Origin of the sequence: Streptomyces sp. NPDC085937 (assembly GCF_044540535.1) — a bacterium.
In the GTDB taxonomy this organism is placed as follows: domain Bacteria; phylum Actinomycetota; class Actinomycetes; order Streptomycetales; family Streptomycetaceae; genus Streptomyces.
This window is the reverse complement of record NZ_JBITSH010000003.1, coordinates 110,651-132,650: the sequence shown is the minus strand read 5'-3', so window position 1 is coordinate 132,650 and position 22,000 is coordinate 110,651. Positions and strand designations below refer to the sequence as shown.

The 22,000-nt window shown below is 72.7% G+C and carries 16 protein-coding genes; 10 read left to right on the top strand and 6 right to left on the bottom strand.

Features of this window, described 5'->3' with window-relative positions; translation table 11 throughout:
• Nucleotides 1-193: 193 nt before the first annotated feature.
• Entirely contained in the window at nucleotides 194-1,222 is a 1,029-nt protein-coding gene (gene ppk2 / locus ACIF8S_RS07690; RefSeq protein ID WP_399997954.1) for a polyphosphate kinase 2, read from the top strand.
• A gap of 239 nt (nucleotides 1,223-1,461) precedes the next feature.
• Here the strand turns inward: ppk2 and yicI are convergent, their stop codons facing one another.
• Complete coding sequence (gene yicI, locus ACIF8S_RS07685) at nucleotides 1,462-3,732, bottom strand: alpha-xylosidase (RefSeq protein ID WP_399997953.1); 2,271 nt, start codon at nucleotides 3,730-3,732, stop codon at nucleotides 1,462-1,464.
• A gap of 293 nt (nucleotides 3,733-4,025) precedes the next feature.
• Here yicI and ACIF8S_RS07680 point away from each other — a divergent pair, with 293 nt between their 5' ends.
• Genes ACIF8S_RS07680 through ACIF8S_RS07665 form a run of 4 tightly spaced genes read left to right on the top strand, consistent with a single transcriptional unit; the run spans nucleotide 4,026 to nucleotide 8,495 of the window.
• The gene (locus tag ACIF8S_RS07680) at nucleotides 4,026-5,288 is read left to right on the top strand and encodes an ABC transporter substrate-binding protein (protein WP_399997951.1); all 1,263 of its coding nucleotides are present in this window, start codon (nucleotides 4,026-4,028) and stop codon (nucleotides 5,286-5,288) included.
• An 11-nt stretch (nucleotides 5,289-5,299) separates the two neighbouring features.
• Nucleotides 5,300-6,250 carry a carbohydrate ABC transporter permease gene (locus ACIF8S_RS07675; RefSeq protein WP_399997950.1) on the top strand — a complete coding sequence of 317 codons (951 nt, stop codon included), beginning with the start codon at nucleotides 5,300-5,302 and terminating at the stop codon, nucleotides 6,248-6,250.
• A gap of 5 nt (nucleotides 6,251-6,255) precedes the next feature.
• Nucleotides 6,256-7,083, top strand: a complete 828-nt coding sequence (locus ACIF8S_RS07670) for a carbohydrate ABC transporter permease (RefSeq protein WP_145824516.1) — start codon at nucleotides 6,256-6,258, stop codon at nucleotides 7,081-7,083.
• A 32-nt stretch (nucleotides 7,084-7,115) separates the two neighbouring features.
• The gene (locus tag ACIF8S_RS07665; RefSeq protein ID WP_399998468.1) at nucleotides 7,116-8,495 is read left to right on the top strand and encodes a GH1 family beta-glucosidase; all 1,380 of its coding nucleotides are present in this window, start codon (nucleotides 7,116-7,118) and stop codon (nucleotides 8,493-8,495) included.
• An 11-nt stretch (nucleotides 8,496-8,506) separates the two neighbouring features.
• Here ACIF8S_RS07665 and ACIF8S_RS07660 read toward each other — a convergent pair whose 3' ends face one another.
• The 3 genes from ACIF8S_RS07660 to ACIF8S_RS07650 all read right to left on the bottom strand — a co-directional run bounded on the left by ACIF8S_RS07660 (nucleotide 8,507) and on the right by ACIF8S_RS07650 (nucleotide 12,787).
• Nucleotides 8,507-9,595, bottom strand: coding sequence for a PP2C family protein-serine/threonine phosphatase (locus ACIF8S_RS07660; protein WP_399998467.1), 1,089 nt, complete (start codon nucleotides 9,593-9,595; stop codon nucleotides 8,507-8,509).
• Nucleotides 9,596-9,823: 228 nt separating this feature from the next.
• Nucleotides 9,824-10,576 carry an IclR family transcriptional regulator gene (locus ACIF8S_RS07655; protein WP_399997948.1) on the bottom strand — a complete coding sequence of 251 codons (753 nt, stop codon included), beginning with the start codon at nucleotides 10,574-10,576 and terminating at the stop codon, nucleotides 9,824-9,826.
• A 156-nt stretch (nucleotides 10,577-10,732) separates the two neighbouring features.
• On the bottom strand, nucleotides 10,733-12,787 hold the full coding sequence (locus tag ACIF8S_RS07650) for a GH92 family glycosyl hydrolase (RefSeq protein ID WP_399997947.1): 2,055 nt from the start codon (nucleotides 12,785-12,787) through the stop codon (nucleotides 10,733-10,735).
• Between the two features lie 10 nt (nucleotides 12,788-12,797).
• Here ACIF8S_RS07650 and ACIF8S_RS07645 point away from each other — a divergent pair, with 10 nt between their 5' ends.
• The 5 genes from ACIF8S_RS07645 to ACIF8S_RS07625 all read left to right on the top strand — a co-directional run bounded on the left by ACIF8S_RS07645 (nucleotide 12,798) and on the right by ACIF8S_RS07625 (nucleotide 18,144).
• The gene (locus ACIF8S_RS07645) at nucleotides 12,798-13,604 is read left to right on the top strand and encodes a GntR family transcriptional regulator (protein WP_399997946.1); all 807 of its coding nucleotides are present in this window, start codon (nucleotides 12,798-12,800) and stop codon (nucleotides 13,602-13,604) included.
• 150 nt (nucleotides 13,605-13,754) lie between these two features.
• On the top strand, nucleotides 13,755-14,960 hold the full coding sequence (locus ACIF8S_RS07640; protein WP_399997945.1) for a glycoside hydrolase family 64 protein: 1,206 nt from the start codon (nucleotides 13,755-13,757) through the stop codon (nucleotides 14,958-14,960).
• A 125-nt stretch (nucleotides 14,961-15,085) separates the two neighbouring features.
• Nucleotides 15,086-16,258 (top strand): AI-2E family transporter, encoded by a 1,173-nt coding sequence (locus tag ACIF8S_RS07635; RefSeq protein WP_399997943.1) that lies wholly within the window; start codon nucleotides 15,086-15,088, stop codon nucleotides 16,256-16,258.
• 27 nt (nucleotides 16,259-16,285) lie between these two features.
• Nucleotides 16,286-17,506, top strand: a complete 1,221-nt coding sequence (locus ACIF8S_RS07630) for a cysteine desulfurase-like protein (RefSeq protein ID WP_399997941.1) — start codon at nucleotides 16,286-16,288, stop codon at nucleotides 17,504-17,506.
• Between the two features lie 65 nt (nucleotides 17,507-17,571).
• Nucleotides 17,572-18,144 (top strand): GNAT family N-acetyltransferase, encoded by a 573-nt coding sequence (locus tag ACIF8S_RS07625; protein WP_399997939.1) that lies wholly within the window; start codon nucleotides 17,572-17,574, stop codon nucleotides 18,142-18,144.
• 28 nt (nucleotides 18,145-18,172) lie between these two features.
• On the opposite strand, the gene ACIF8S_RS07620 is transcribed toward ACIF8S_RS07625, so the two are convergent.
• Both ACIF8S_RS07620 and ACIF8S_RS07615 read right to left on the bottom strand, forming a co-directional pair.
• Complete coding sequence (locus ACIF8S_RS07620) at nucleotides 18,173-20,089, bottom strand: AMP-dependent synthetase/ligase (RefSeq protein WP_399997938.1); 1,917 nt, start codon at nucleotides 20,087-20,089, stop codon at nucleotides 18,173-18,175.
• Nucleotides 20,090-20,193: 104 nt separating this feature from the next.
• The gene (locus ACIF8S_RS07615; RefSeq protein WP_399997936.1) at nucleotides 20,194-21,735 is read right to left on the bottom strand and encodes a von Willebrand factor type A domain-containing protein; all 1,542 of its coding nucleotides are present in this window, start codon (nucleotides 21,733-21,735) and stop codon (nucleotides 20,194-20,196) included.
• Nucleotides 21,736-22,000: the final 265 nt, after the last annotated feature.

Sequence of the window (22,000 nt, the reverse complement as noted above, 5' to 3'; positions counted from 1 at the left end):
CACCGTCCGCGCCGGCCGCGCCTCCGACCCGCCCCGACTTCCCCTTCGGCCGGGCGCCGAATCACCGCCGCGTGACCGTGCTTCGGCCGGGCCTCTGCGGGCACCCGCATGCGCATCACCGCGCACGCCCGTCGGGCATACGCTGCACAAGGGGGAACCCGGTGAGACGGGAACCGGAAAGGCGGGAGACGACGTGACGGCCGACCACCCGGACGCGCACGAGGGCCGTACGGACGAGGGGACGGGCGAGTCCCGCACGACCGGCGACGATCTGCTCCACGGGCTGGAGGTGGACGTCCGGCGTCCCGAGCGCCCGGTGCTCCTGGACGCGGACGGCACCCCCATCGAGACCTGGCGCGAGAACCACCCCTACGACCGCAAGGTCCGCAGGTCGGAGTACGAGCGCACGAAACGCGTGCTGCAGATCGAACTGCTGAAGATGCAGCGCTGGGTGAAGGACACCGGCCAGCGGATGGTCGTGGTGTGCGAGGGGCGGGACGCGGCCGGCAAGGGCGGCACCATCCAGCGGTTCATGGAACGCCTCAACCCGCGTGGCGCCCGCGTGGTCGCCCTGGAGAAGCCGACCGAGCGGGAAGCGGGGCAGTGGTACTTCCAGCGCTACGTGGCCCACCTGCCGGCCCGTGGCGAGATCGTCTTCTTCGACCGCTCCTGGTACAACCGGGCCGGTGTCGAGCGGGTCATGGGTTTCTGCTCCGACGACGAGTACCGGCTGTTCCTGGAACAGACCCCGCTGTTCGAACGGCTGCTAACCGACGACGGCATCCTGCTGGTGAAGTTCTGGTTCTCGGTTTCCCGGGCCGAGCAGCGCACCCGCTTCGCCATCCGCCAGGTCGACCCGCTGCGGCGGTGGAAGCTGTCGCCGATGGACCTTGAGTCCCTGGACCGCTGGGACGACTACACCAAGGCCAAGGTGGAGATGTTCCGCGCCACCGACACCCCGCACGCGCCGTGGACGGTCGTGAAGAACAACGACAAGCGGCGCGGGCGGCTGGAGGCCATGCGCAGTCTCCTCGACCGCTGCGACTACCCGGCCAAGGACCACGGGGCGCTCGGCAAGCCGGACCCGCTGATCGTGGGCGCGGCCGACACGCTGCTGGAGGCCGGCGAGGAGCCCGCGGTCCTCTCGCCGACCCCCCTCGCGGGACCGGGCCACGGCCCGGGCAGCCACCCGGAGAACGGCCGGCGCCGCCCGGATCTCTGACCCGAACTCCGGGCGGCCTCCACCGCCCGGAGTCCTGCCCCGGGAGCCGCGCACGCCTCCACCGTCCGGTCACCGACCCCAGCGCCGCGCCGCCCTGCAACGCCCCACCGCCGCCGTCACCGGAGGCGTCACTGCCCTGGCAGCGGTGCGGCAGCGGTCGTTCACCGCCCGGGAGACGTCTCCGACCTCGCAGCGTCCCCCCCCAAGCGGCAGCGGCAGCGGGAGCGGGCGCGGGACCGTCACCCCAGCGGCAGCGTCACCTCGTTGCTGCCCGTCGCCTCCGCGCCGCCCGGGACGCGTACCGTGAACGGGCGGTCCGTGCCGGAAGCCGTCACCCGCAGCCGGTCCCCGTCCCGCCGCACCCGGAACGCCGCGGCCGGCAGCCCCGCCGTGTCCGGCACGGTGATCTCCGCCGCGTAGTCGGACGCGGCCGGCGGGTGGACCAGCAGCACCGGCGCGTCCAGCCAGTCGCCGTCCGGCCGGGAGTCGTCGCCGGCCAGCGGCAGCACGGCGCCCTCACGGACGTACAGCGGCAGGCTGTCGTAGCCGTGGTGCTCGGTGCGCCAGCAGGGGCCCGCCACCCGCTCGCCGCTGAGCAGATGCGTCCAGGTGCCCTCGGGCAGGTACACCTCCACCTCGCCGTCCGCACTGAACACGGGCGCGACCAGCAGGTCGGGGCCCAGCATGTACTGGCGGTCGAGCGGGCGGCACGACGGATCGCGCGGGAACTCCAGCATCATCGGCCGCATCATCGGCAGGCCCGTCCGGTGCGCCTCGGCCGCCGCGCCGTACAGGTACGGCATCAGCCGGTGCTTGAGCAGCGTGAACCGCCGGGCGACGTCGACCGCCTCGTCGCCGAACTCCCACGGCACCCGGTACGACGTGGAGCCGTGCAGCCGGCTGTGCGAGGACAGCAGCCCGAAGGCCAGCCAGCGCTTGAACACCTCCGGGTCGGGCGTCCCCTCGAACCCGCCGATGTCGTGGCTCCAGAAGCCGAACCCGCTCAGCGACAGGGACAGCCCGCCCCGCAGCGACTCCGCCATCGCCTCGAAGGACGACCAGCAGTCCCCGCCCCAGTGCACCGGGTACTGCTGCCCGCCGGCGGTCGCCGACCGGGCGAACAGGACCGCCTCACCCTGCCCGCGCTCCTTCTCCAGCAGTTCGAACACCGTGCGGTTGTACAGGTGCGTGTAGTAGTTGTGCATCCGCTCGGGGTCCGAGCCGTCGTGCCAGACGACGTCCGTCGGGATGCGCTCGCCGAAGTCCGTCTTGAAGCAGTCCACGCCCTGGTCGAGCAGCGCCTTGAGCTTGGACTGGAACCAGGCGCGGGCGTCCGGGCTGGTGAAGTCGACCAGTCCCATGCCCGCCTGCCACAGGTCCCACTGCCACACGTCGCCGTCCGGCCGCCGCACCAGGTGCCCGAGCGCGGCGGCCTCGTCGAAGAGCGGTGACTTCTGCGCGATGTACGGGTTGATCCACACGCTGATGCGCAGGCCCTTGTCCTTCAGCCGGGCCAGCATGCCCTCCGGGTCCGGGAAGACCTCCGGGTCCCACTCGAAGTCGCACCACTGGTACTCGCGCATCCAGAAGCAGTCGAAGTGGAACACCGACAGCGGGATGCCGCGGTCGGCCATGCCGTCGACGAACGAGGTCACGGTGGCCTCGTCGTAGGAGGTGGTGAACGAGGTGCTCAGCCACAGGCCGAACGACCAGGCCGGCGGCAGCGCCGGGCGGCCGGTCAGTGCCGTGTAGCGGCCGAGGACCTCCTTGGGCGTGGGGCCCGCGATCACGTAGTACTCGAGCGACTGGTCCTCGACGCTGAACTGCACCTGTCCGACGGACTCGGAGCCGACCTCGAAGGAGACGGCGCCCGGGTGGTTGACGAAGACGCCGTAGCCGCGCGACGACAGGTAGAACGGGACGTTCTTGTAGGCCTGTTCGCTGCTGGTGCCGCCGTCGGCCTGCCACACGTCGACGGTCTGGCCGTTCTTGACGAACGGGGTGAAGCGTTCCCCCAGCCCGTAGACCTGCTCGCCGACGCCCAGGGACAGCCGGCTCAGCACGTGGTGCGCCCCGTCGCCGGTGGTGGCGTACGCGGTGCTCTTGGCGCCGGCCCGGGTCAGTTCCCGTCCGTCCGCGTCGAGGAAGGTCAGCCCGAAGGCGCCGTCCGCGTCCAGCCGCAGGGTCAGCGGACCGCTGGTCAGCTCCGTGACCGGGCCGTCCTGGCGCACCTCGCCCGCGCCCTCGGTCTCTCCCGCCAGGGCGAAGTCGGGGCCGGGGCGGCGCTTGCCCGCGTGGTGGGTGACCCGGACACCGACCACGCCCTCGGCGGGGGAGAAGCACTCGACCGTGACCAGCGGGGCGTTCAGGGTGTCGCCCCGGCGCGTCACCTTCTTCGTCGACGCGAAGCTGGTGAAGCGCTTCGATTCCCTGTGTACATCTCGCACCTCGGTGGCGTACGAGATCTGCACGCCGTCGCGGATGCGCCAGAAGCCGTCGGTGAATTTCATGGTCTTCCTCGGAATCGGGGAGGCAGGGGAGGTGCGAGAGAACCTCTGACCAGGAACTATGACAGGATCCGCGGAACCTGTCACGCCCTGGAGAGGAGAGATCGTGTCGCTGGGGGGCTAGCGCGACGGGCTCGCGCTGGCGTATTAGTAACCAGGCAAAACAAATTACACCCCGGTGCAGCGTCAGACGAGACCCCGCTTGCGGCGGCCCGTTGTCGAAGCGCTTCACCTGTCATCCCACAGAGCCGCCGGCCCGGCCCACGCCGAGCCGGTCCCACACAGGGGCACCCACCGTGACAGCACATCCAACGGTTGCCGCACGTCCTGCGCGCGGACGCGCACGCAGAGCCGTCACCTCGCTGGCCACCGCCGCGGTCCTCGTCGCCTCGGCCGCGCTGACGGCCGGCTGCGCCGAGCAGCGCGACGACGACGTGTACACCGTCCTCAACTCCTCGACCGACGAGACCTACCACCGCTGGGACGCCGAGGCGATGGGCCGCTGCGGCAAGCAGCTGGGGGTCACCGTCGAGCAGCAGAGCGTCCCCGCGTCCCAGGTCATGACGAAGGCGCTGCGCATGGCCTCGTCCAAGTCGCTGCCGGACGTCGTGCAGTTCGACGCCTCCGAGATGCCGACCTTCGCGGAGGCCGGCGGGCTGGTCGACCTGCGCTCCCTCGGCCTGTCCACCGAGCATGTCCCCGAGGGCATCGTCGGCTTCGGCTCCTACCGGGGCACCTACTACGGCGCCGCCCGTTCCGTGAACACCCTCGCGCTCTTCTACAACAAGGACGTCCTGGACGAGGCGGGCATCCGGGTCCCCGCCACCTGGGACGAACTGCGGGACGCCGCACGGCAGCTCACCCGCGGCAAGCGGTACGGCGTGGCGCTCAGCGCGGGCGGCGCCGAGGACGGCGTCTTCCAGTTCACGCCGTTCATGTGGTCCAACGGCGGCGACGAACGGCACCTCGACAGCCCGGAGGTGGCGGAGGCGCTCGACTTCTGGAAGGCGCTGCTCAGGGACGGCTCGCTCTCCCGGTCCACCGTCAACTGGACCCAGGCCGACGTGAACGACCAGTTCATGGCCGGCAACGCCGCCATGATGATCAACGGCCCCTGGCAGGTCGAGACCCTCAACGGCGACCCGTCGCTGCACTGGGGCATCGCCGAGATCCCCGTGCCCGAGGCCGGCGCCGACTCGGTGGGCCCGCTCGGCGGGTCCGTGCTCACCGTCCCCCGCACCGGTGACACCGGGCGCGAGCGCATGGCCGGCAAGATCGTCGCCTGCCTGGCCGGCGAGAAGGAACAGCTCACCTACGCCCTGAACAGCTGGATGGTCCCCGCCGACGAACGCGCCGCCGCCGCGTGGCGCAAGCGGGTGCCCGAACTGGACGCGCTGGCCGACCAGGTCGCCGCCGCCCGCTCCCGCACCGCACAGCTCGGCGCCGGCTGGCCGGCCGTCTCCCTGGCCCTGCAGAGCGCCTTCCAGTCCGCCCTGACCGGCCAGTCCAGCGAGGCCGCACTGAAGCGCGCCCAGCAGCGGGCCACGAGCGGGAACTGAGGTACGCCCCCATGACCACGTCCACCGTCACCGCCCCGCCGTCCGCCGCGCCCGCGAAGGCCGCCGCGCCGGACCCGGCCCGCGCCCGCCGGCGCCGCAGGCTCGCCCAGTGGGGCTTCGTCGCGCCCGCCGTCGTCTTCATGCTGCTGTTCTTCGGCTACCCGCTCGTGCGCAACGTCGTGATGAGCTTCCAGCACTACACGCCGAAGACGTTCTTCACCGGCGAGGCCCCCTTCAACGGCGCCGACAACTGGTCGTCCGTCTTCCGCGACGCCCTCTTCGGCAAGGCCCTGTGGCACACCCTCGTCTTCACGGCGGGCTCCCTGCTCGGCCAGTTCTGCGTCGGCCTGGCCCTCGCCGTCTTCTTCAACCGCCGCTTCCCCCTCGGCGGCGTCCTGCGGTCGCTGATCCTGCTGCCCTGGCTGGTGCCGATGGTGGTGTCCGGCATCGTCTGGCGCCGCATCCTCGACCAGGACACCGGCGTCCTGAACGGCTTCCTCGACACCCTCGGCCTCGCCGGGCACACCCCGTGGCTCACCAGCCCGGACATGGCGCTGCTCTCGGTGATCCTCGTCAACGTCTGGATCGGCATCCCGTTCAACATGGTCATCCTCTACGGCGGCCTCCAGGAGATCCCCAAGGAGCTGTACGAGGCGGCCTCCCTGGACGGCGCCTCGGCCTGGCGGGCCTTCCGCTCCGTCACCCTGCCGATGCTCAAGCCGGTGATCACGGTCGTGCTGGTGCTGGGCTTCATGTCGACGGTGAAGATCCTCGACCTGATCCTCGCCCTCACCGACGGCGGCCCCGCCGACGCCACCCAGACCCTGGGCACGCTCACCTACCAGAACTCCTTCGTGGAACTGGACTTCGGTGCCGGCGCGGTCGTCGGCAACGTCCTGATCCTGATCTCCGCCGTGTTCGCGGTGTTCTACCTGCGGGCCAACCGCACCGAGGGGAAGTGACCGACATGGCCGCACAGGCACCCACCGCGCCCCGCCGCCGCTGGGGCTCCACCGTCGCGGGTCTGCTCGTCCTCGCGGTGATGCTGTTCCCGCTGTACTGGATGCTCAACACCGCGCTCCAGCCCGAGTCCGGCCTGCTCCAGGTCGACCCGGTGCCCTCCGGCCTGGACCTGTCCGGGTTCTCCAAGGCCGTCTCCGACCAGGGCACCAACCTGCTGACCTCACTGCTGGTGTCCGTCGGCGCGGTCGCGATCTGCCTCGCGATCGCCGCCCCGGCCGCCTACGGACTGGCCCGCTTCGGCCTGCGCGGCTCGCGCACCATGGTTTTCGGCACCCTGATCACCCAGATGGTGCCGGGCATCGTCATCGCCAACGCGCTCTACAACTCCTACGTCGACCTCGGCCTGGTGAACTCCTACGCCGGCCTGATGCTCGCGGACGCCTCGCTCGGCATACCGTTCTCCATCGTCCTGATGCGTTCCTTCATGGTGTCCATCCCCGGCGAGGTGATCGAGGCCGCCGAGATCGACGGGGCGGGACCGGTACGGGTGTTCCTGCGCGTGGTGCTGCCGATGAGCCGCAACGCGCTGATCACCTCAGGGCTGTTCGCCTTCCTGTTCGCGTGGAGCGACTTCATGTTCGCCCTCACCCTGAACACCACCGACGACGTCAAGCCGATCACCCTGGGCATCTACCAGTACATCGGCGCCCACGTCGGGGACTGGGGCTCGGTGATGGCCGCGGCCGTGCTCTCCGCCGTGCCCGCCGCGATCCTGCTCGTCCTCGCCCAGAAGTACATCGCCGCCGGGATCTCCGGGGGCTCAGTCAAGTGACCACCGCACACACCGAGATGGACCAGACCCGCATGAGCGACTTCCCCCGGTTCCCGCCCGGCTTCGTCTTCGGCGCCGCCACCGCCTCCTACCAGATCGAGGGAGCGGCCCGGGAGGACGGACGCGGCCCGTCCATCTGGGACACCTACAGCCACACCCCCGGCCGGGTGGCGAACGGCGGCACCGGTGACGTCGCCTGCGACCACTACCACCGCTACCCGCAGGACGTGACGCTGCTGCGCGACCTGGGCGTCGGCTCGTACCGCTTCTCCGTCGCCTGGCCGCGGATCGTGCCCGACGGCTCAGGGCCGGTGAACCCCAAGGGCCTCGACTTCTACTCCCGGCTGGTCGACGAACTCCTCGCCGCCGGGATCGAACCGGCCGTCACCCTCTACCACTGGGACCTCCCGCAGGCCCTCGAGGACCGGGGCGGCTGGCGGGTGCGGGAGACCGCGGAGCGGTTCGCCGAGTACACGGCCGTCGTCGCGGACCACCTGGGCGACCGGGTGCCCCGCTGGATCACCCTGAACGAGCCGTGGTGCAGCGCCTTCCTCGGCTACTCCGTCGGCCGCCACGCCCCCGGCGCGCAGGAGGGCCGGGGCGCGCTCGCCGCCGCCCACCACCTGCTGGTCGGCCACGGCCTCGCCGTACAGGCCCTGCGCGCGGCGGGGGTGCGCGAGGCGGGCATCACCCTCAACCTCGACCACCACCTCCCCGCGACGGACTCCGACGCCGACCGGGCGGCGGTGGTACGCGCCGACACCCTGCACAACCTCGTGTGGACGGAGCCGATCCTCGCCGGGCGCTACCCGGACACCGAGGAGGAGACCTGGGGCGAGCTGATCACCGGGCAGGACTTCCGCCGCGACGGCGACCTGCAGCTGATCGCGCAGCCGCTGGACTTCCTGGGCGTCAACTACTACCGCCCGATCGTCGTGGCCGACGCCCCCCACCGGGAGAGCGACCCCGCCCTGCGGGTGGCCACCGACAACCGGTACACGGAGGAGCCGATGCCCGGCGTCCGGCGCACAGCCATGGGCTGGCCGGTGGCCCCCGCCACCTTCACCGACCTCCTCGTGGACCTCGGCAAGCAGTACGGGGAGGCGCTGCCGCCCGTCCACATCACGGAGAACGGCTCCGCCGAGGACGACGAGGTGGCCGCCGACGGAGCCGTGCACGACGAGGCCCGCGTGCGGTACCTCCGTGACCACCTGACCGCGCTGCGCGCCGCGATGGACGCCGGGGTCGACGTGCGCGGCTACTACGTGTGGTCCCTGCTGGACAACTTCGAGTGGGCCTTCGGCTACGACAAGCGCTTCGGCATCGTCCGCGTCGACTACGACACCCAGCGGCGCACCCCGAAGGACAGCTACCACTGGTACCGGCGCATGATCGCCGCCCAGCGGGACTGACGGGACCCGCCTCAGGCGGCCGTGGCGTCGTCCACGTCCGCCGCGGGGCGCGCCGCGGCCGACATCCCGGCCTCCGCGGCGGGCTCCCCGGCCTCCGCGGCGGCCGGCTTGCGCAGCAGGAGCAGCGCCGCGTCGTCGTGGAGGCGCCCGCCCACATGGTCCAGCAGGTCCTCGTGCAGCGCGGCCAGCGTACGGTCCGGCTCGTCGCACAGATGCCGGGCCAGCCCCTCGGACAGCGGGTAGAACGCGCGGTCGGCGTCCCGCGCCTCCGTGACGCCGTCGGTGTAGAGGAGCAACTGGTCCCCGTCGTCGAAGGGCACCACCTGCAGGTGCGGGGAGTCGTCCGACAGGGCGCGCAGGCCGAGCGGCGGCGCGGGGTGCTCGGTCTCGACGGCGGCCACCTCGGCGTCCCGGATCAGCAGCGGGGGAGCGTGACCGCAGTTGACCATCTCCAGCGGGCCGGTCCCCGGGCAGCCGACGACCACGGCGGTGACGAAGTCGTCGCCGCCCAGGTTGCGGGCCAGGCTCCGCTCGATCCGGCACACCACGTCCAGCAGGTCCGGCTCGTCGTACGCCGCCTCGCGGAACACGCCGAGCACCAGCGCGGCCGTCCCCACGGCGGGCAGCCCTTTGCCCCGTACGTCGCCGACGATCATCCGCACGCCGTACGGGGTGGGGACGAGCGCGTACAGATCGCCGCCGATCCGGGCCTCGGCGGCCGCCGCGCTGTAGCGGACCGCGGCCTGGAAGGGGCCGACCGTCGCGGGCACCGGCTGGAGCAGGGCGTGCTGAGCGGTCTCCGCGACGGAGCGCACGGCGGCGAGCACCCGCTCACGGCGTGCGCGCAGCGCGCTGGCCAGCGTCCCCGCGAAGGTGACGGTCACCAGGGCGGCGAACACGACGGACAGGTGTGCGAACGCCATGTGGTGCCGGTAGGCGATGGTCGCGCCGAGCAGGGAGGCCAGGGCGCCCACGCCCAGCACACCCCGGGGGCTGCTGGTGGCGGCGGCCAGGGCGGGGCCGGTGGCGAGCAGCGGCAGCCAGATCCGGCCGGTCCCGGCGAGCATGTCGATGCACACGATGACGCAGACGATCAACAGGGGCAGGGCCGGCGTCTCGGCGGCCCAGTGCGCGAGGGCCCGCGTCCGGGGTGATCGAAGGCGCCTGACCGCTCGTGCGTAGGCCTGTGTCGTCAGGCGGTCGCGTCCATGCTGGCGGGCGTGACTCATGTGCTGTCCGGTGTCCTCACCTTTGCGCTGCGCGCGTGTCCGAATTGCCTGCTCTTTCAAGAAAAGGTGATGGTGTCCGGTATCACAAGGACATGATTTTCACATAGTGAGAGACAGGGTGCGGGTGACCCGGCCGGCGGTGGGCACGAGCCGGTCGCGGACCTCGCCGAGCCGGCCGAGCCGGCTGCGCGGCATGGACACGCCGATGGAGCCCAGCGTGCTGCCGCTGTAGACCGGCACCGCCACGCACACCGTGCCGAGCGCGTACTCCTCCAGGTCCGTCACGGCCGGGGAGACCTCGGCGGCGTCCAGGCGGCGGACCAGTTCCGCGGCCGAGGTGACCGTGTGCGGGGTGAGGTCGTTCAGCGTGTGCCGGGACAGGTAGTCCTTGCGCTCCTCGTCCTCCAGCTCCCGCAGCACGGCCTTGCCGAGGGCGGTGGCGTGCCCGGCGTCCTCGAACCCCACCCACAGGTCGACCCGCGGGGCACGCGGACCGTCCACGATCTCGGAGACCCGGATCTCGCCGTCCTCGTACAAGGTGAGGTAGGCGGCGCTCGACAGCTCGTCCCGCAGTGCGGAGAGGACCGGCCGCACCCGGCCGATCATCGCCTGGTCCCGGCCGCCCGAATGCAGGGACTGCAGCCGGTCGCCCAGGACGAACCCGCCGTCGTCGAGTTTCCGCAGGTAGCCGTCGTGCACCAGGGTCCGCAGCAGATGGTAGGCGGTGCCCAGGGGCAGCCCGGTCTCCCGCGCCAGCTGCTTGGCCGGCGCGCCGTTCTCGTGGGCGCTCGCCGCCTCCAGCAGCCGGAAGGCCCGCTGCACGGAGGAGATGAGCGTCGGGCTCGCACCCATGCGTCCAGCCTGCGGCAGCGGCCCGCCGACGGCAAGGGAAGCCCCCGCTCCGATCGGAACGAGGGCTTCCGTCAAGCGGGCCGGGCAACCGGCCCGTCGGCCAGTCGGCCAGTCGGCCAGTCGGCCAGTCGGCCAGTCGGCCAGTCGGCAGGCCGGTCAGCCGTCCTGCCCGGCCCCCGGCAGCGGCCGGTCGGTGAGCGCCACGTCGAAGACGTGCATCACCCCCCGGTCGGTGCCCGTCGGCAGCACGACGGCGGCCACCCGCTTCGCCGGGTCCAGCGCCACCGGACGCGTGCCGAACACCTTGGTCTGCGCGGTGTCCGAACCGCTCGCGGCCCGGTTGCGGCCGGTCGTCGTCACCAGCGGCTCGTTCCCGAACTGGTAGGCCGTCCCCGGAGTCCAGTCGGTGAACCCGACCGGCACCGTCTGCGTGGTCCCGTCGGTGTACTCGACCACCGCGCTGCCCTGCGACGGACCGTTGGTGGCCAGCCCCAGGAAGGAGATCCCCGTGGCCGGCCGGCCGCCGAGCGTGACGCGCTGGCCGTGCGGTATCCAGTTGTCGGGCTCGCCCGGCCCGGCGTCCGGCCAGAGGAACTCGATGCCGGTGTCGCCCAGCGGCAGCCTCGCACCCGGCGCCGCCCCGGCCTGGGCCAGCCGCTCCCGCGACAGCGAGTTGTCACTGAGGTCCAGCGACCCCAGGCCGCCGTGTCCGTCCGGCGTGGTGCCGATGTTGTTCCGGGCGTCGGTACCGTCCGTGTACGACGGCGGCACGTCCCGCGCACCGGTACCCCAGACGCCGGGCCGCGCGGCCGTCCGGAAGGTGAGCCTGCCGCCCTCGCGGACGAACTCCGAGGGGAGCCAGGAGCGGGTGGTGGCCCGCCCGTCGACCTTCAGCGCCGCCACGTACGGCGCCCCTGCCGCCCCGGGGGCGTCCAGCGTGATCCGGCGCCGGCTGTCGGCGCTGTCCAGCACGACCCGCTCGAACAGGGGACCGCTCACCGCCAGGTCGGCGGTGCCCGGCACGACGGGGAACAGACCGATGTTCGCCCACACGTACCAGCTGCTCAGCGAGCCGAGGTCGTCGTTGCCGGGCAGCCCCGACGCCGAGGTGCCGTACATCTCGTCCACCGCGCGGCGCAGCACCTCGCCGGTGCGGTCCGGCCGGCCCAGCCAGTGGTACACGAACGGCATCGTGAAGCTGGGCTGGTTGCTCAGGTACGCGCCCTTCGTGCCGTACACGCCCGCGTCCAGCTCACGGGTGTGCTCGTCCAGGTCCCGCAGGGCGGCCTCGACGCCGCCCCGCTTCTCGACCAGCGTGCCCACGTTGTGCGGCACCATCCAGCCGTACTGGTAGCCGGTCGCCTGCTCGAACTGGTTGCCCCGCTCACCCAGGTCGAAGTTCCGGTCGAAGCCCGTACGCTCACGCGGCCGGATGTGCCCGCCGACGTCGTCGAACAGGTTCTGCCAGCTCTGCGCCCGCACCATGAACCGGTCGTACGTCTCCGTGTCGCCCAGCCGCTTCGCCAGCTGCGCGATACCGAAGTCGTCCACCGCGTACTCGAGCGTCTTGGAGGTCGCCGAGTCGCCCTTGCGGGACTCGACGAAACCGACCGTCGCGTACTGGTAGGCGTGCCGGCGCAGGGTGGCGTCGGCGGGCAGGGTCTGCGTCGACCGCATCGACTCCATCGCGGCGCGCCGGTCGTAGTCCGTGCCGCCGAACGCGTCGATCGAGGCGACCACCGACTGCAGCGAGTCGCCGCTCATCTTCTGCTGGGACTGGTTGAGGTGCGGCCAGTTGGGCCAGGTGCCGGTCTGCCGCGCCATCTCGGTGAGCGACTGGTTGATGTCGCTGCCGACCCGGGGGAACAGCAGCGCGACCAGCTGGGCCTGACTGCGGTAGATGTCCCAGCCCGCGTAGGTGACGTAGTGGTGGTGTCCCGGGCGGACCCGGTGGACCGCGCCGTCGTAGCCGCGGTACTCCCCGCCGACGTCGTCGAAGACGTTCGGGTGCAGCAGCGCGTGGTAGAGCGCGGTGTAGAACTTCACCCGCTGGTCCCGGGTGCCGCCGTCCACCCGCACGGTGCCCAGGGCGTCCCGCCACACGCGGGCGGCCTGCGCGCGGACCGCGTCGAAGGACCTGCCGCGCGTCTCGGCGGCCGCGTTGCGCGCGGCGCCCTCGACGCCCACGTAGCTCAGGCCGGTCCTCGCCAAGCGGGAACGGGTGCGCGACGCGCTCCTCGAACTCGTCGAGGCCCGCAGCCCCGGGGACGCCATCCCCTCCGAGCGGGCCCTCTGCGTCCAACTCGGCGTCTCACGTCCCACCGTGCGGGCCGCGGTCGACGAACTCGTGGTCGCCGGGCTGCTGGTGCGCGAACACGGCCGGGGCATGTTCGTGGCGGCCGAGAAGATCACCCAGGAACTGGTCCCGGAGCACAGCGTGTTCACCGTGGCTCGCGCCGCCGGCGAGTGGAGCAGCCGCATCCTCGAGTTCCGCACCCTCCCGGCCGGCGCCCGCGTGGGCCGCAGACTGCGCGTGTCACCGGCTGCCGAGGTCCGGTACGCGGCCCGGCTGCGGCTGGTGGACGGCGCTCCCATGGCCATCGAGCACCTGCACCTCCCCGCCGCCCTGGTGCCCGGCCTCACCGAGGTGGAGCTCGAACAGGGCGACCTCTACGAGCACTTCCGCGACCGGCACGGCGTGCGGGTCGGCGAGGCGGTGCAGTCCATCGAGCCGACCGTCGTGACCCGCGCGGAGGCGGACCTGCTCGACGTGCCCGAGCTGTCACCGGCGCTGCTGTTCGAGCGCCTCACCACCGACACCGAGGGGCGTCCGGTGGAGTACGTCCACTCCGTCTACCGGGGCGACCGCTACCGCATCGTCTCCCGGCTGGCCCTGGGTCCGAGTGCCTCGCGTCCGGGCGAGGCGGAAGGGGTCCAGGGAGACCATCACCCCGGCTTCCCGCCCGGCGACCTCACCTCCCGCGGCCCCGTCAGCTTCTCGGCGCACGGCGTCGTCCGGCACGACTGAGCCGCGACCCCGGCCGGCGCGGGCAGGGGATGCGGAACCTTCTCCTCCTCAACTTCTGCTTGAACCGTTGACAGGTCCATACCAGGGCGGGACGCTCCGTGAGAGCGCTCTCATACCCGTAGTCGGCCACTCGTCGAACGGAGAACGACCATGCTGCGCACCCTCAGACGCCGGGTCACCGCCGTCGCTCTGGGCATCGCGACCGCGCTGGGCGGCGGCTGGCTCGCCGCCGGGGTCCCGTCCCCCGCACACGCCGCGGTCCCGGCCACCATCCCGCTGACCATCACCAACAACTCGGGCCGCGCCGAGCAGGTCCACATCTACAACCTCGGCACCGAGCTGTCGTCCGGCCGCCAGGGCTGGGCCGACGCCGGCGGCGCCTTCCACCCCTGGCCCGCGGGCGGCAACCCGCCCACCCCCGCGCCCGACGCCTCCATCCCGGGCCCGGCCCCCGGTCGGTCCACCACCATCCAGGTCCCCAAGTTCTCGGGCCGCATCTACTTCTCCTACGGCCGCAAGATGGAGTTCCGCCTCACCACCGGCGGCCTCGTGCAGCCCGCCGTGCAGAACCCCACCGACCCCAACCGCGACATCCTCTTCAACTGGTCCGAGTACACGCTCAACGACTCCGGACTGTGGATCAACAGCACCCAGGTCGACATGTTCTCCGCGCCCTACACGGTCGGCGTGCGGCGCGGCGACGGCAGCACGCTGAGCGCGGGCAGGCTCAGGCCCGGCGGCTACAACGGCGTGTTCAACGCCCTCAGAGGACAGTCCGGCGGCTGGGCGAACCTCGTCCAGACCCGCTCCGACGGCACCGTGCTGCGCGCCCTGTCCCCGCTGTACGGCGTGGAGACCGGCGCCCTCCCGGCGTCGGTCATGGACGACTACGTCAACCGCGTCTGGGACAAGTACACGGGCACGGACCTGACCGTCACCCCCTTCGCCGACCGTCCCGACGTCCGGTACACCGGGCGGGTCTCCGGCGGAGTGCTGCGCTTCAGGGACGGCGCGGGCAACGAGGTCACCACCTTCCAGAAACCCGACGCCTCGTCCGTCTTCGGCTGTCACCGGCTCCTGGACGCGCCCAACGACCAGGTGCGCGGCCCCATCTCACGCACCCTGTGCGCGGGCTTCAACCGCACCACCCTGCTTGCCAACCCGAACCAGCCCGACCGGAGCGCGGCCGGCTTCTACCAGGAGCCGGTCACCAACCACTACGCGCGGATCGTCCACGCGCACATGGCCGACGGGAAGGCGTACGCCTTCGCCTTCGACGACGTCGGCGCCCACGAGTCGCTCGTCCACGACGGCGACCCGCGCGGGGCGTCCCTGACGCTCGACCCGTTCGACTGACGGTTCCCGCACGCCGCCCCCGCCGGCCCGCCGGCCGGGGCGGCACCCGCCTGACGGCCCGCCGGCGCCCGCCCGTTGTGCACCGCGATCACCGCGCGCCCCCGTGGGCACCATAAGGTTCCACCATGTCTGCCTCGTTGAACGCCGGTAAAACCCGCGCCGCGCTGCGCACCTCGGCACGTATCTCGGGCGAGCTGCTGCTGGTCCTGGTGGCGACCGGAGTGGCCCTCTGGCTGCTGGGCCGGATGTGGTCGGTGGTCTGGCCCCTGGTGGTCGGCCTGCTGCTCACCACGCTCACCTGGCCGCCGACCCGCTGGCTGCTGCGGCGCGGACTGCGCCCCGCGGTCGCCGCCTCCCTGGTGACCGTGGTGTTCCTGCTGGTCGGCGCGGGCACCGTGGCGCTCATCGCCGTGCCCGTCGCGTCCGAGGCCGGCGAACTCGGCGACGGTGTCGTCGCGGGCGTGCAGAAACTGCGCGACTGGGCGGAGGGCCCGCCGCTGAACATCGACGACGCGCAGATCTCCACCGCCCTGGACGCGACCATCGCGCGCCTCCAGGACAGCGCCGGGTCCATCGCGACCACCGCCGTCACCGGGGTGAGCACCGTCGTCAGCGGCGTCGTCACGGCCGTGCTGGCGCTCTTCCTGATGTTCTTCTTCCTGAAGGACGGGCCGCGGTTCCTTCCGTGGCTGCGCCGCCAGTTGCCCGGCCGGCTCGCCACCGACGTGCCGGCCGTCGCCGCCCGCTGCTGGAACACCCTCGGCTCGTTCGTCCGGTCGCAGGCGCTGGTCGGTCTCATCGACGGCGTGCTCATCGGCATCGGCCTGTGGATCCTCGACGTGCCCCTGGTTCTGCCGCTGGCGGTCCTGACCTTCGTGTCCGCGTTCGTGCCCATCATCGGCGCCCTGTTCGCCGGGCTCGTCGCCGTGCTGATCGCGCTGGTGTCCAACGGGGTGGTCAACGCGCTGCTCGTACTGGCCGTGATCATCGTCGTGCAGCAGCTCGAGGGCAACGTGTTCCAGCCGATCATCCAGAGCCGCGGTCTCGGGCTGCACGCCGCCGTCGTCCTGCTCGCGGTGACGCTGGGTGGCAGCCTGGCCGGCATCGTCGGCAGCCTGCTCGCCGTGCCGGTCGCCGCCCTGATCGCGGTCGTCTGGAACTACCTGCGCGAACAGCTCACCGACCCGCCCGCACCGCAGCCCCCGGCCCCCGAACCGTCGGCGCCCCGGCCTCCGCAGCCGTCGGCGCCGCCGCCCACGGCCCCGCGGTCCCCGGCGCCCGACGCCCCCACCGCCTGACCGCCCTCCGACCTCCAGGAAGCTCCCGTGACGTACGACCTCACCGCCCTGCGCGCCGACATCCCCGCGCTGGCCTCGGGCACCGCTCACTTCGACGGCCCCGGCGGCACCCAGACACCGCGCCCCGTCATCGAGGCGATCGCCGACGCCCTGGCACGGCCGCTGTCCAACCGGGGCAGCCTGCTCCCCGGCGAGCGCCACGCCGACACCCTCGTCGCCGAGGCGCGCCGCGCCATGGCCGACCTGCTCGGCGCCGACCCGGCGGGCATCGTCTTCGGCCGCAGCGCCACCCAGCTCACCTACGACTTCGCCCGCACCCTCGCCGCAGGCTGGCAGCCCGGTGACGAGGTGGTCGTCACGCGGCTCGACCACGACGCCAACATCCGCCCCTGGGTGCAGGCCGCCGAACGCGCCGGAGTCACCGTCCGCCGCGCCGACTTCGACCCGGCCACCGGCGAACTCACCGCCGACCACATCCGCGCCCAGCTCTCGGCGCGCACCCGGCTGGTCGCGGTCACCGCCGCTTCCAACCTCATCGGCACGAAGCCCCCGGTCGCCGAGATCGCGCGCCTCGTCCACGACGCGGGCGCCCTGCTGTACGTCGACGGTGTGCACCACACGGCGCACGCGCCGGTCGACGTCCGGGCGCTCGGCGCGGACTTCTACGTGTGCTCGCCGTACAAGTTCCTCGGCCCGCACCACGGCGTGCTGGCCGCCGACCCGGAGCTGCTGGAGACCCTGCGCCCGGAGAAGCTGCTGCCCTCGGCCGACACGGTGCCCGAACGGTTCGAGCTGGGCACGCTGCCCTACGAGTTCCTCGCCGGCACCCGCGCGGCCGTCGACTTCCTGGCCGGTCTCGGCGGGCTGCCGGACGGCGACCGCAGGACCCGGCTCGCCGCCGCCTACGAGGCGATCGAGGAGCACGAGGGGCGGTTGCGGGCCCGCCTGGAGAAGGGACTCGCGGCCCTCGACGGGGTGACCGTCCACTCCCGGGCGGCCCGGCGCACCCCGACCCTGCTGATCACGTTCGACGGCCGCCGCACCGAGGACGCCTACCGCTTCCTCGCCGGGCGGAACGTCCATGCGCCCTCCAGCCACTTCTACGCCCTGGAGGCGTCCCGCCACCTCGGTCTCGGTGACACCGGCGGTCTCCGCGTCGGTCTCGCGCCCTACACCTCCGACGAGGACGTCGACCGCCTCCTCGAAGGCCTGGCGGACTTCCTGAAGGAGACCCCGGCCGCGCACTGACGCCAGGGCCCGCCGGCGCCGTTCGTACGGAGGCGCCGGCGGGCCGGACGTGACATCGTGGGCCCATGAGCGTCGACGTCCGCCCGGCCACGGAGTTCGAGGACGTCCGTGCCGTACTCGGTCCCAAGTCCCCGCAGGCGAACGTCTGCTGGTGCCTGAGCTACCGCATCCCCTCCAAGCTCAACCGGGAACTGAGGGGTCCCGCCCGAGGGGAGCACGTCGCCGGACTGCTCCGCGCCGGAACCCCGCTCGGCGTGCTCGCCCACGACGACGGCGTGCCCGTCGGCTGGGCCGCCGTCGCCCCGCGCGCCGACACCTCCTTCGCCCGCAACCGCAAGATCCCGTACGTCGACGACCTGCCGGTCTGGTCGCTGTGGTGCGTGCGGGTCCGCCCCGGCCACCGCGGCGAGGGCCTCTCGCACGCCCTGATCGCCGGCGCCGTCGCGTACGCCCGCGCGCAGGGCGCCCCCGCCGTCGAGGCCTACCCGCTCGACAACGGCGACGCCCGCGTCGACCTGACCATGGCGTACGCCGGGCTCCGCAAGAACTTCGAGCGGGCGGGCTTCACCCACGCCGCCGACACCACGTCCGTCCTGGCCGGCCACCCGCGCGTGCTGATGCGGCTCGACCTGCGCTGACGGCCCCTGACGGCCCCGACCGCCCGGCTCACGCGTACAGCGCCGCGATCTCCTTCGCGTACGCCTCCTGCGCCGCCTTCCGCTTGACCTTCAGCGACGGGGTCAGCAGGCCGTTCTCCTCGGTGAACTCGCCCTCCACGACGGTGAACTTGCGGATGGACTCCGCGCGGGAGACGGCCTCGTTGGCGTAGTCCACGGCCTTCTGCACGTCGGCGCGCATCCGGGGGTCGCGGACCACCTCGGACAGCGGCGTGTCGGCGGGCATCCCGCGCACCGACAGCCAGTGCGCGACGGTCTCCGGGTCCAGGGTGACCAGCGCGGCCACGAAAGGCCGGTTGTCGCCGACGACGAGGCACTGGGCGACGGGGGGCCTGCTGCGCAGCCGGTCCTCCAGCAGGGCGGGGGAGACGTTCTTGCCGCCGGAGGTGACGATGAGGTCCTTCTTGCGGCCCGTGATGGTCAGATAACCGTCCTCGTCCAGCGCACCGAGGTCTCCGGTGGCGAACCAGCCGTCGTCCAGGACCTCTTCGGTGGCGTCGGCGTTGTTCCAGTAGGCGCCGAAGACGATGCCGCCCTTGATGTGCACCTCGCCGTCGTCGGCGATGCGCACCGCCGTGCCCGGGACCGGGATGCCGACCGTGCCGGGGCGGGGACCCAGCGGCGGGACGATGGTGGCGGCGGCCGTCGTCTCGGTCAGACCGTACCCCTCGTACACCATGACGCCGGCCGCGTAGAAGAACAGGTTGAGGTCGCGCTCCAGCGGGGAGCCGCCGCTGATCGCGTACCGCAGGCGCCCGCCGAGCTCCTTGCGGACCCGGCGGTAGACCAGCAGGTCGTACAGCGCCCACGCGGCGTACAGGCCGGGTCCGGGACCCTTGCCGCGCCCCAGGAAGCGGTCGAGGTGGGCCTGGCCGAACCGCACGGCGAGGCGGTGGGCGCGCTCGAAGGAGGCGCCGCGCCCGATCTTCTCGGCGGTGGCCCGGCCCGTGTCGTGGATCTTCTCGAAGAGGTAGGGCACGCCCACCACGAACGTCGGGCGGAACGCCTTGAGCGCGGGCCGCAGTTCGTCCGGCTTGATGCTCGGGCAGTGCCCGGTCTCGATGCGCGCCATCAGACAGGAGATCTGCAGGGTGCGGCCCAGGATGTGGGCGAGCGGCAGGAACAGCAGCGTCGAGGCGACCTGGTCGGTGACCGCCCTGAACACGGGGTGCAGCAGTTCGACCGTGTTCGCGGCCTCGGCGTACAGGTTGGCGTGGGTGAGTACGCAGCCCTTGGGACGTCCCGTGGTGCCGGAGGTGTAGCAGACGGTCGCCACGGTGTCCGGGGTGAGGGCGGTACGGCGCTTGGTGACCTCCTCGTCCGGCACGTCCCGGCCCCGCGTGACCAGGTCCGTCACGGCGCCGCCGTCCAGCTCCCACACGCGCGGCGGCGAGGGCAGGTCGGCGGTGCCCGTCCGGACGGCGGCGGTGTTGCCGGCGGTCTCCGTGACGACGTACCGGGCGCCGGAGTCCCGGACGATCCACTCCACCTGGTCCGGCGAGGACGTCGGGTACACCGGCACGGTCTGCCCGCCGGCCGCCCAGACGGCGAAGTCCACAAGCGTCCACTCGTACCGCGTGCGGGACATCACGGCGACCCGGTCACCCGGCTCGAGACCGGCGGCGACCAGCCCCTTGGCCACGGCGGTGACCTCCCCGGCGAAGGCCGCCGCCGTGACCGGACGCCAGACGCCCTCCTCCTGCCTCCGCAGCACGACCGCGTCCGGGGCCTCGGCCGCGTTGGTGAACGGGATGTCGGCGGTGCTCCCCGTGGCGGGGCGCGCGGCCAGCGCCTCGGTGCGGGCCTCCCGGACGACTCCGTGCTCGTCCCTGACCGTCTCCACCGTGGTACGGCCCGCCAGATCGGCCCGTCGCTTCGCCCGTTTCAGATCCTTGCGTACGCCCATGACGGCTCCCGGTCGCGGCTGATGCTGTGCTGGTGCTGTCCCTAGTTACTTACTCGGGAGTAAACTTACCCATGCGTAAGGACGAGTCAACGGGCCGGGGCGGATCAGTCCAGCCGGTCCGCCGTACGGATCGCCTCCGCCAGCTCACGCACGTCCGCGTCCTCGGTCCGGCCTGCCAGCGACTCGGCCCGCTCGGACAGCTCGCCGAGCCCCGGGGCGCCCGGCAGGTCGCTGTCGCGCCGGCCGGGGGAGCGCAGCGCGTCGGCGAAGTAGGCGGCGGTGGCCGTGACCGTCAGCCCGCGCCGCGCCTCCCACACCGAGTCGACGAGTCCGCCGGTCTCCAGGTCGCCGGACTCCTCGTGCGGCGTGCGGCTGCCGGGGTCCAGGTAGCGCACGGTCGCCGTGGCGAGGTGCCCCTCGGCGCCGGGACGGGTGCGCACCGCGTACAGGGCGGTCACGGTGTGACCGGGGCCCACCTCTCCGCCGTCGACCCGGTCGTCGCGGAAGTCCTCGTCGGCGACCCGGCGGTTGTCGTAGCCGACCAGACGGAACTCGGCGACCGTCTCCGGGTCGAAGGCCACCTGCGCCTTGGCGTCGCGGGCCGTGAGCTCGATGTTGCGTGGCAGCTGCTCGCAGAACACCTCGCGGGCGTCCGCCTTGTCGGACACGTACACGGTGTGGCCGTCGCCCTCGTCGGCGAGCTGTTCCATGAGCGCGTCGCCGTAGTCGCTGCCGACGCCGACGCCGAACAGCGTGATGCCGTGCTCGCGGCGGGAGGCCGAGATGCGCTCCAGGATCGCCTCCGCCTCCGTCTCGCCGGTGTTGGCGAGGGCGTCGGACACCAGCACGACCCGGTTGGTGGCGCCCTCGCGCAGCCCGTCCACGGCGGTCCCGTACCCGGTCTCCACCCCGGCCTCGAGGTTGGTGGAGTCGGCGGGCTCCAGGCTGTCGACGGCGTCGTGGACCGTCCCCCGGCGGCCGCCGAGCCGGGTCATCGGCAGGACGGTCTCCGCCTCGTCGCTGAAGGTGACGAGCGCGACGGAGTCGTCGTCGCGCAACCGGTCGGTCATGGTGCCGAGGGCCTCGCGGGCCAGGTCGAGCCGGCCCGGTTCGGCCATCGAGCCGGAGATGTCGACGACGAACGTGAGGGCGGCGGGCGGCCGGTCGGCGTCCCGCTCGGCCGCCCGGGTGGCGAGACCCACCCGGACCAGTGACCAGTCGTCCTCGTCGGTGCGGGCGCCGTCCACGGTGACGGTGAAGCCGTCGCCGTCGGGGCGCGGGTAGTCCTGGCGGAAGCTGTTGACGAACTCCTCGGGACGCACGGTCGACGGGTCGGGCAGCCGTCCCTCGGCGAGGGTGCGGCGGGCGTAGCCGTAGGAGGCGGTGTCGACGTCCAGTGCGAAGGTCGACAGGTGGCCGGGTTCGGGCGCCACCTCGCGGGACTCCTGCTCGCCCTCGGGCTCACCGCCCTCGTACCGGCCGGGGCCGTCAGGGCCGGGGCGGGGCACATCCCGGGTGCGGCCGTGGTCGGCCGACGTGGCATCCGCCCCGCCGTCCTCCCCGCTGCACCCGCTGAGCAGCAGACCGCTCGCCGCGGTCAGCGCCAGCACCATCCCGACCGGTCGTCGTGTCCCGTGCCACTTCATCCTGGGTACCCCCTGTGACGGTTGACGTCGTTTCACCGACTGTGACGTCGCAGGGGTCCGGAACGTGCGGTACGGGGTGTTGCAGGTGCGTCTCGAAGAGGGAACAGCGGTGTCCCGGCGAGACCGGTCGGTGATCCTCCGTCGACCTGCGCGAGTCCCGCGACAGGGAGCGGCCGGGGGGGGGGGGGGGGGGGGGCCCCCCCCCCCCCCCCCGCCCCCCCCCCCCGCCCCCCCCCCCCCCCGCCCCCATGGGCCACAAGGGGCC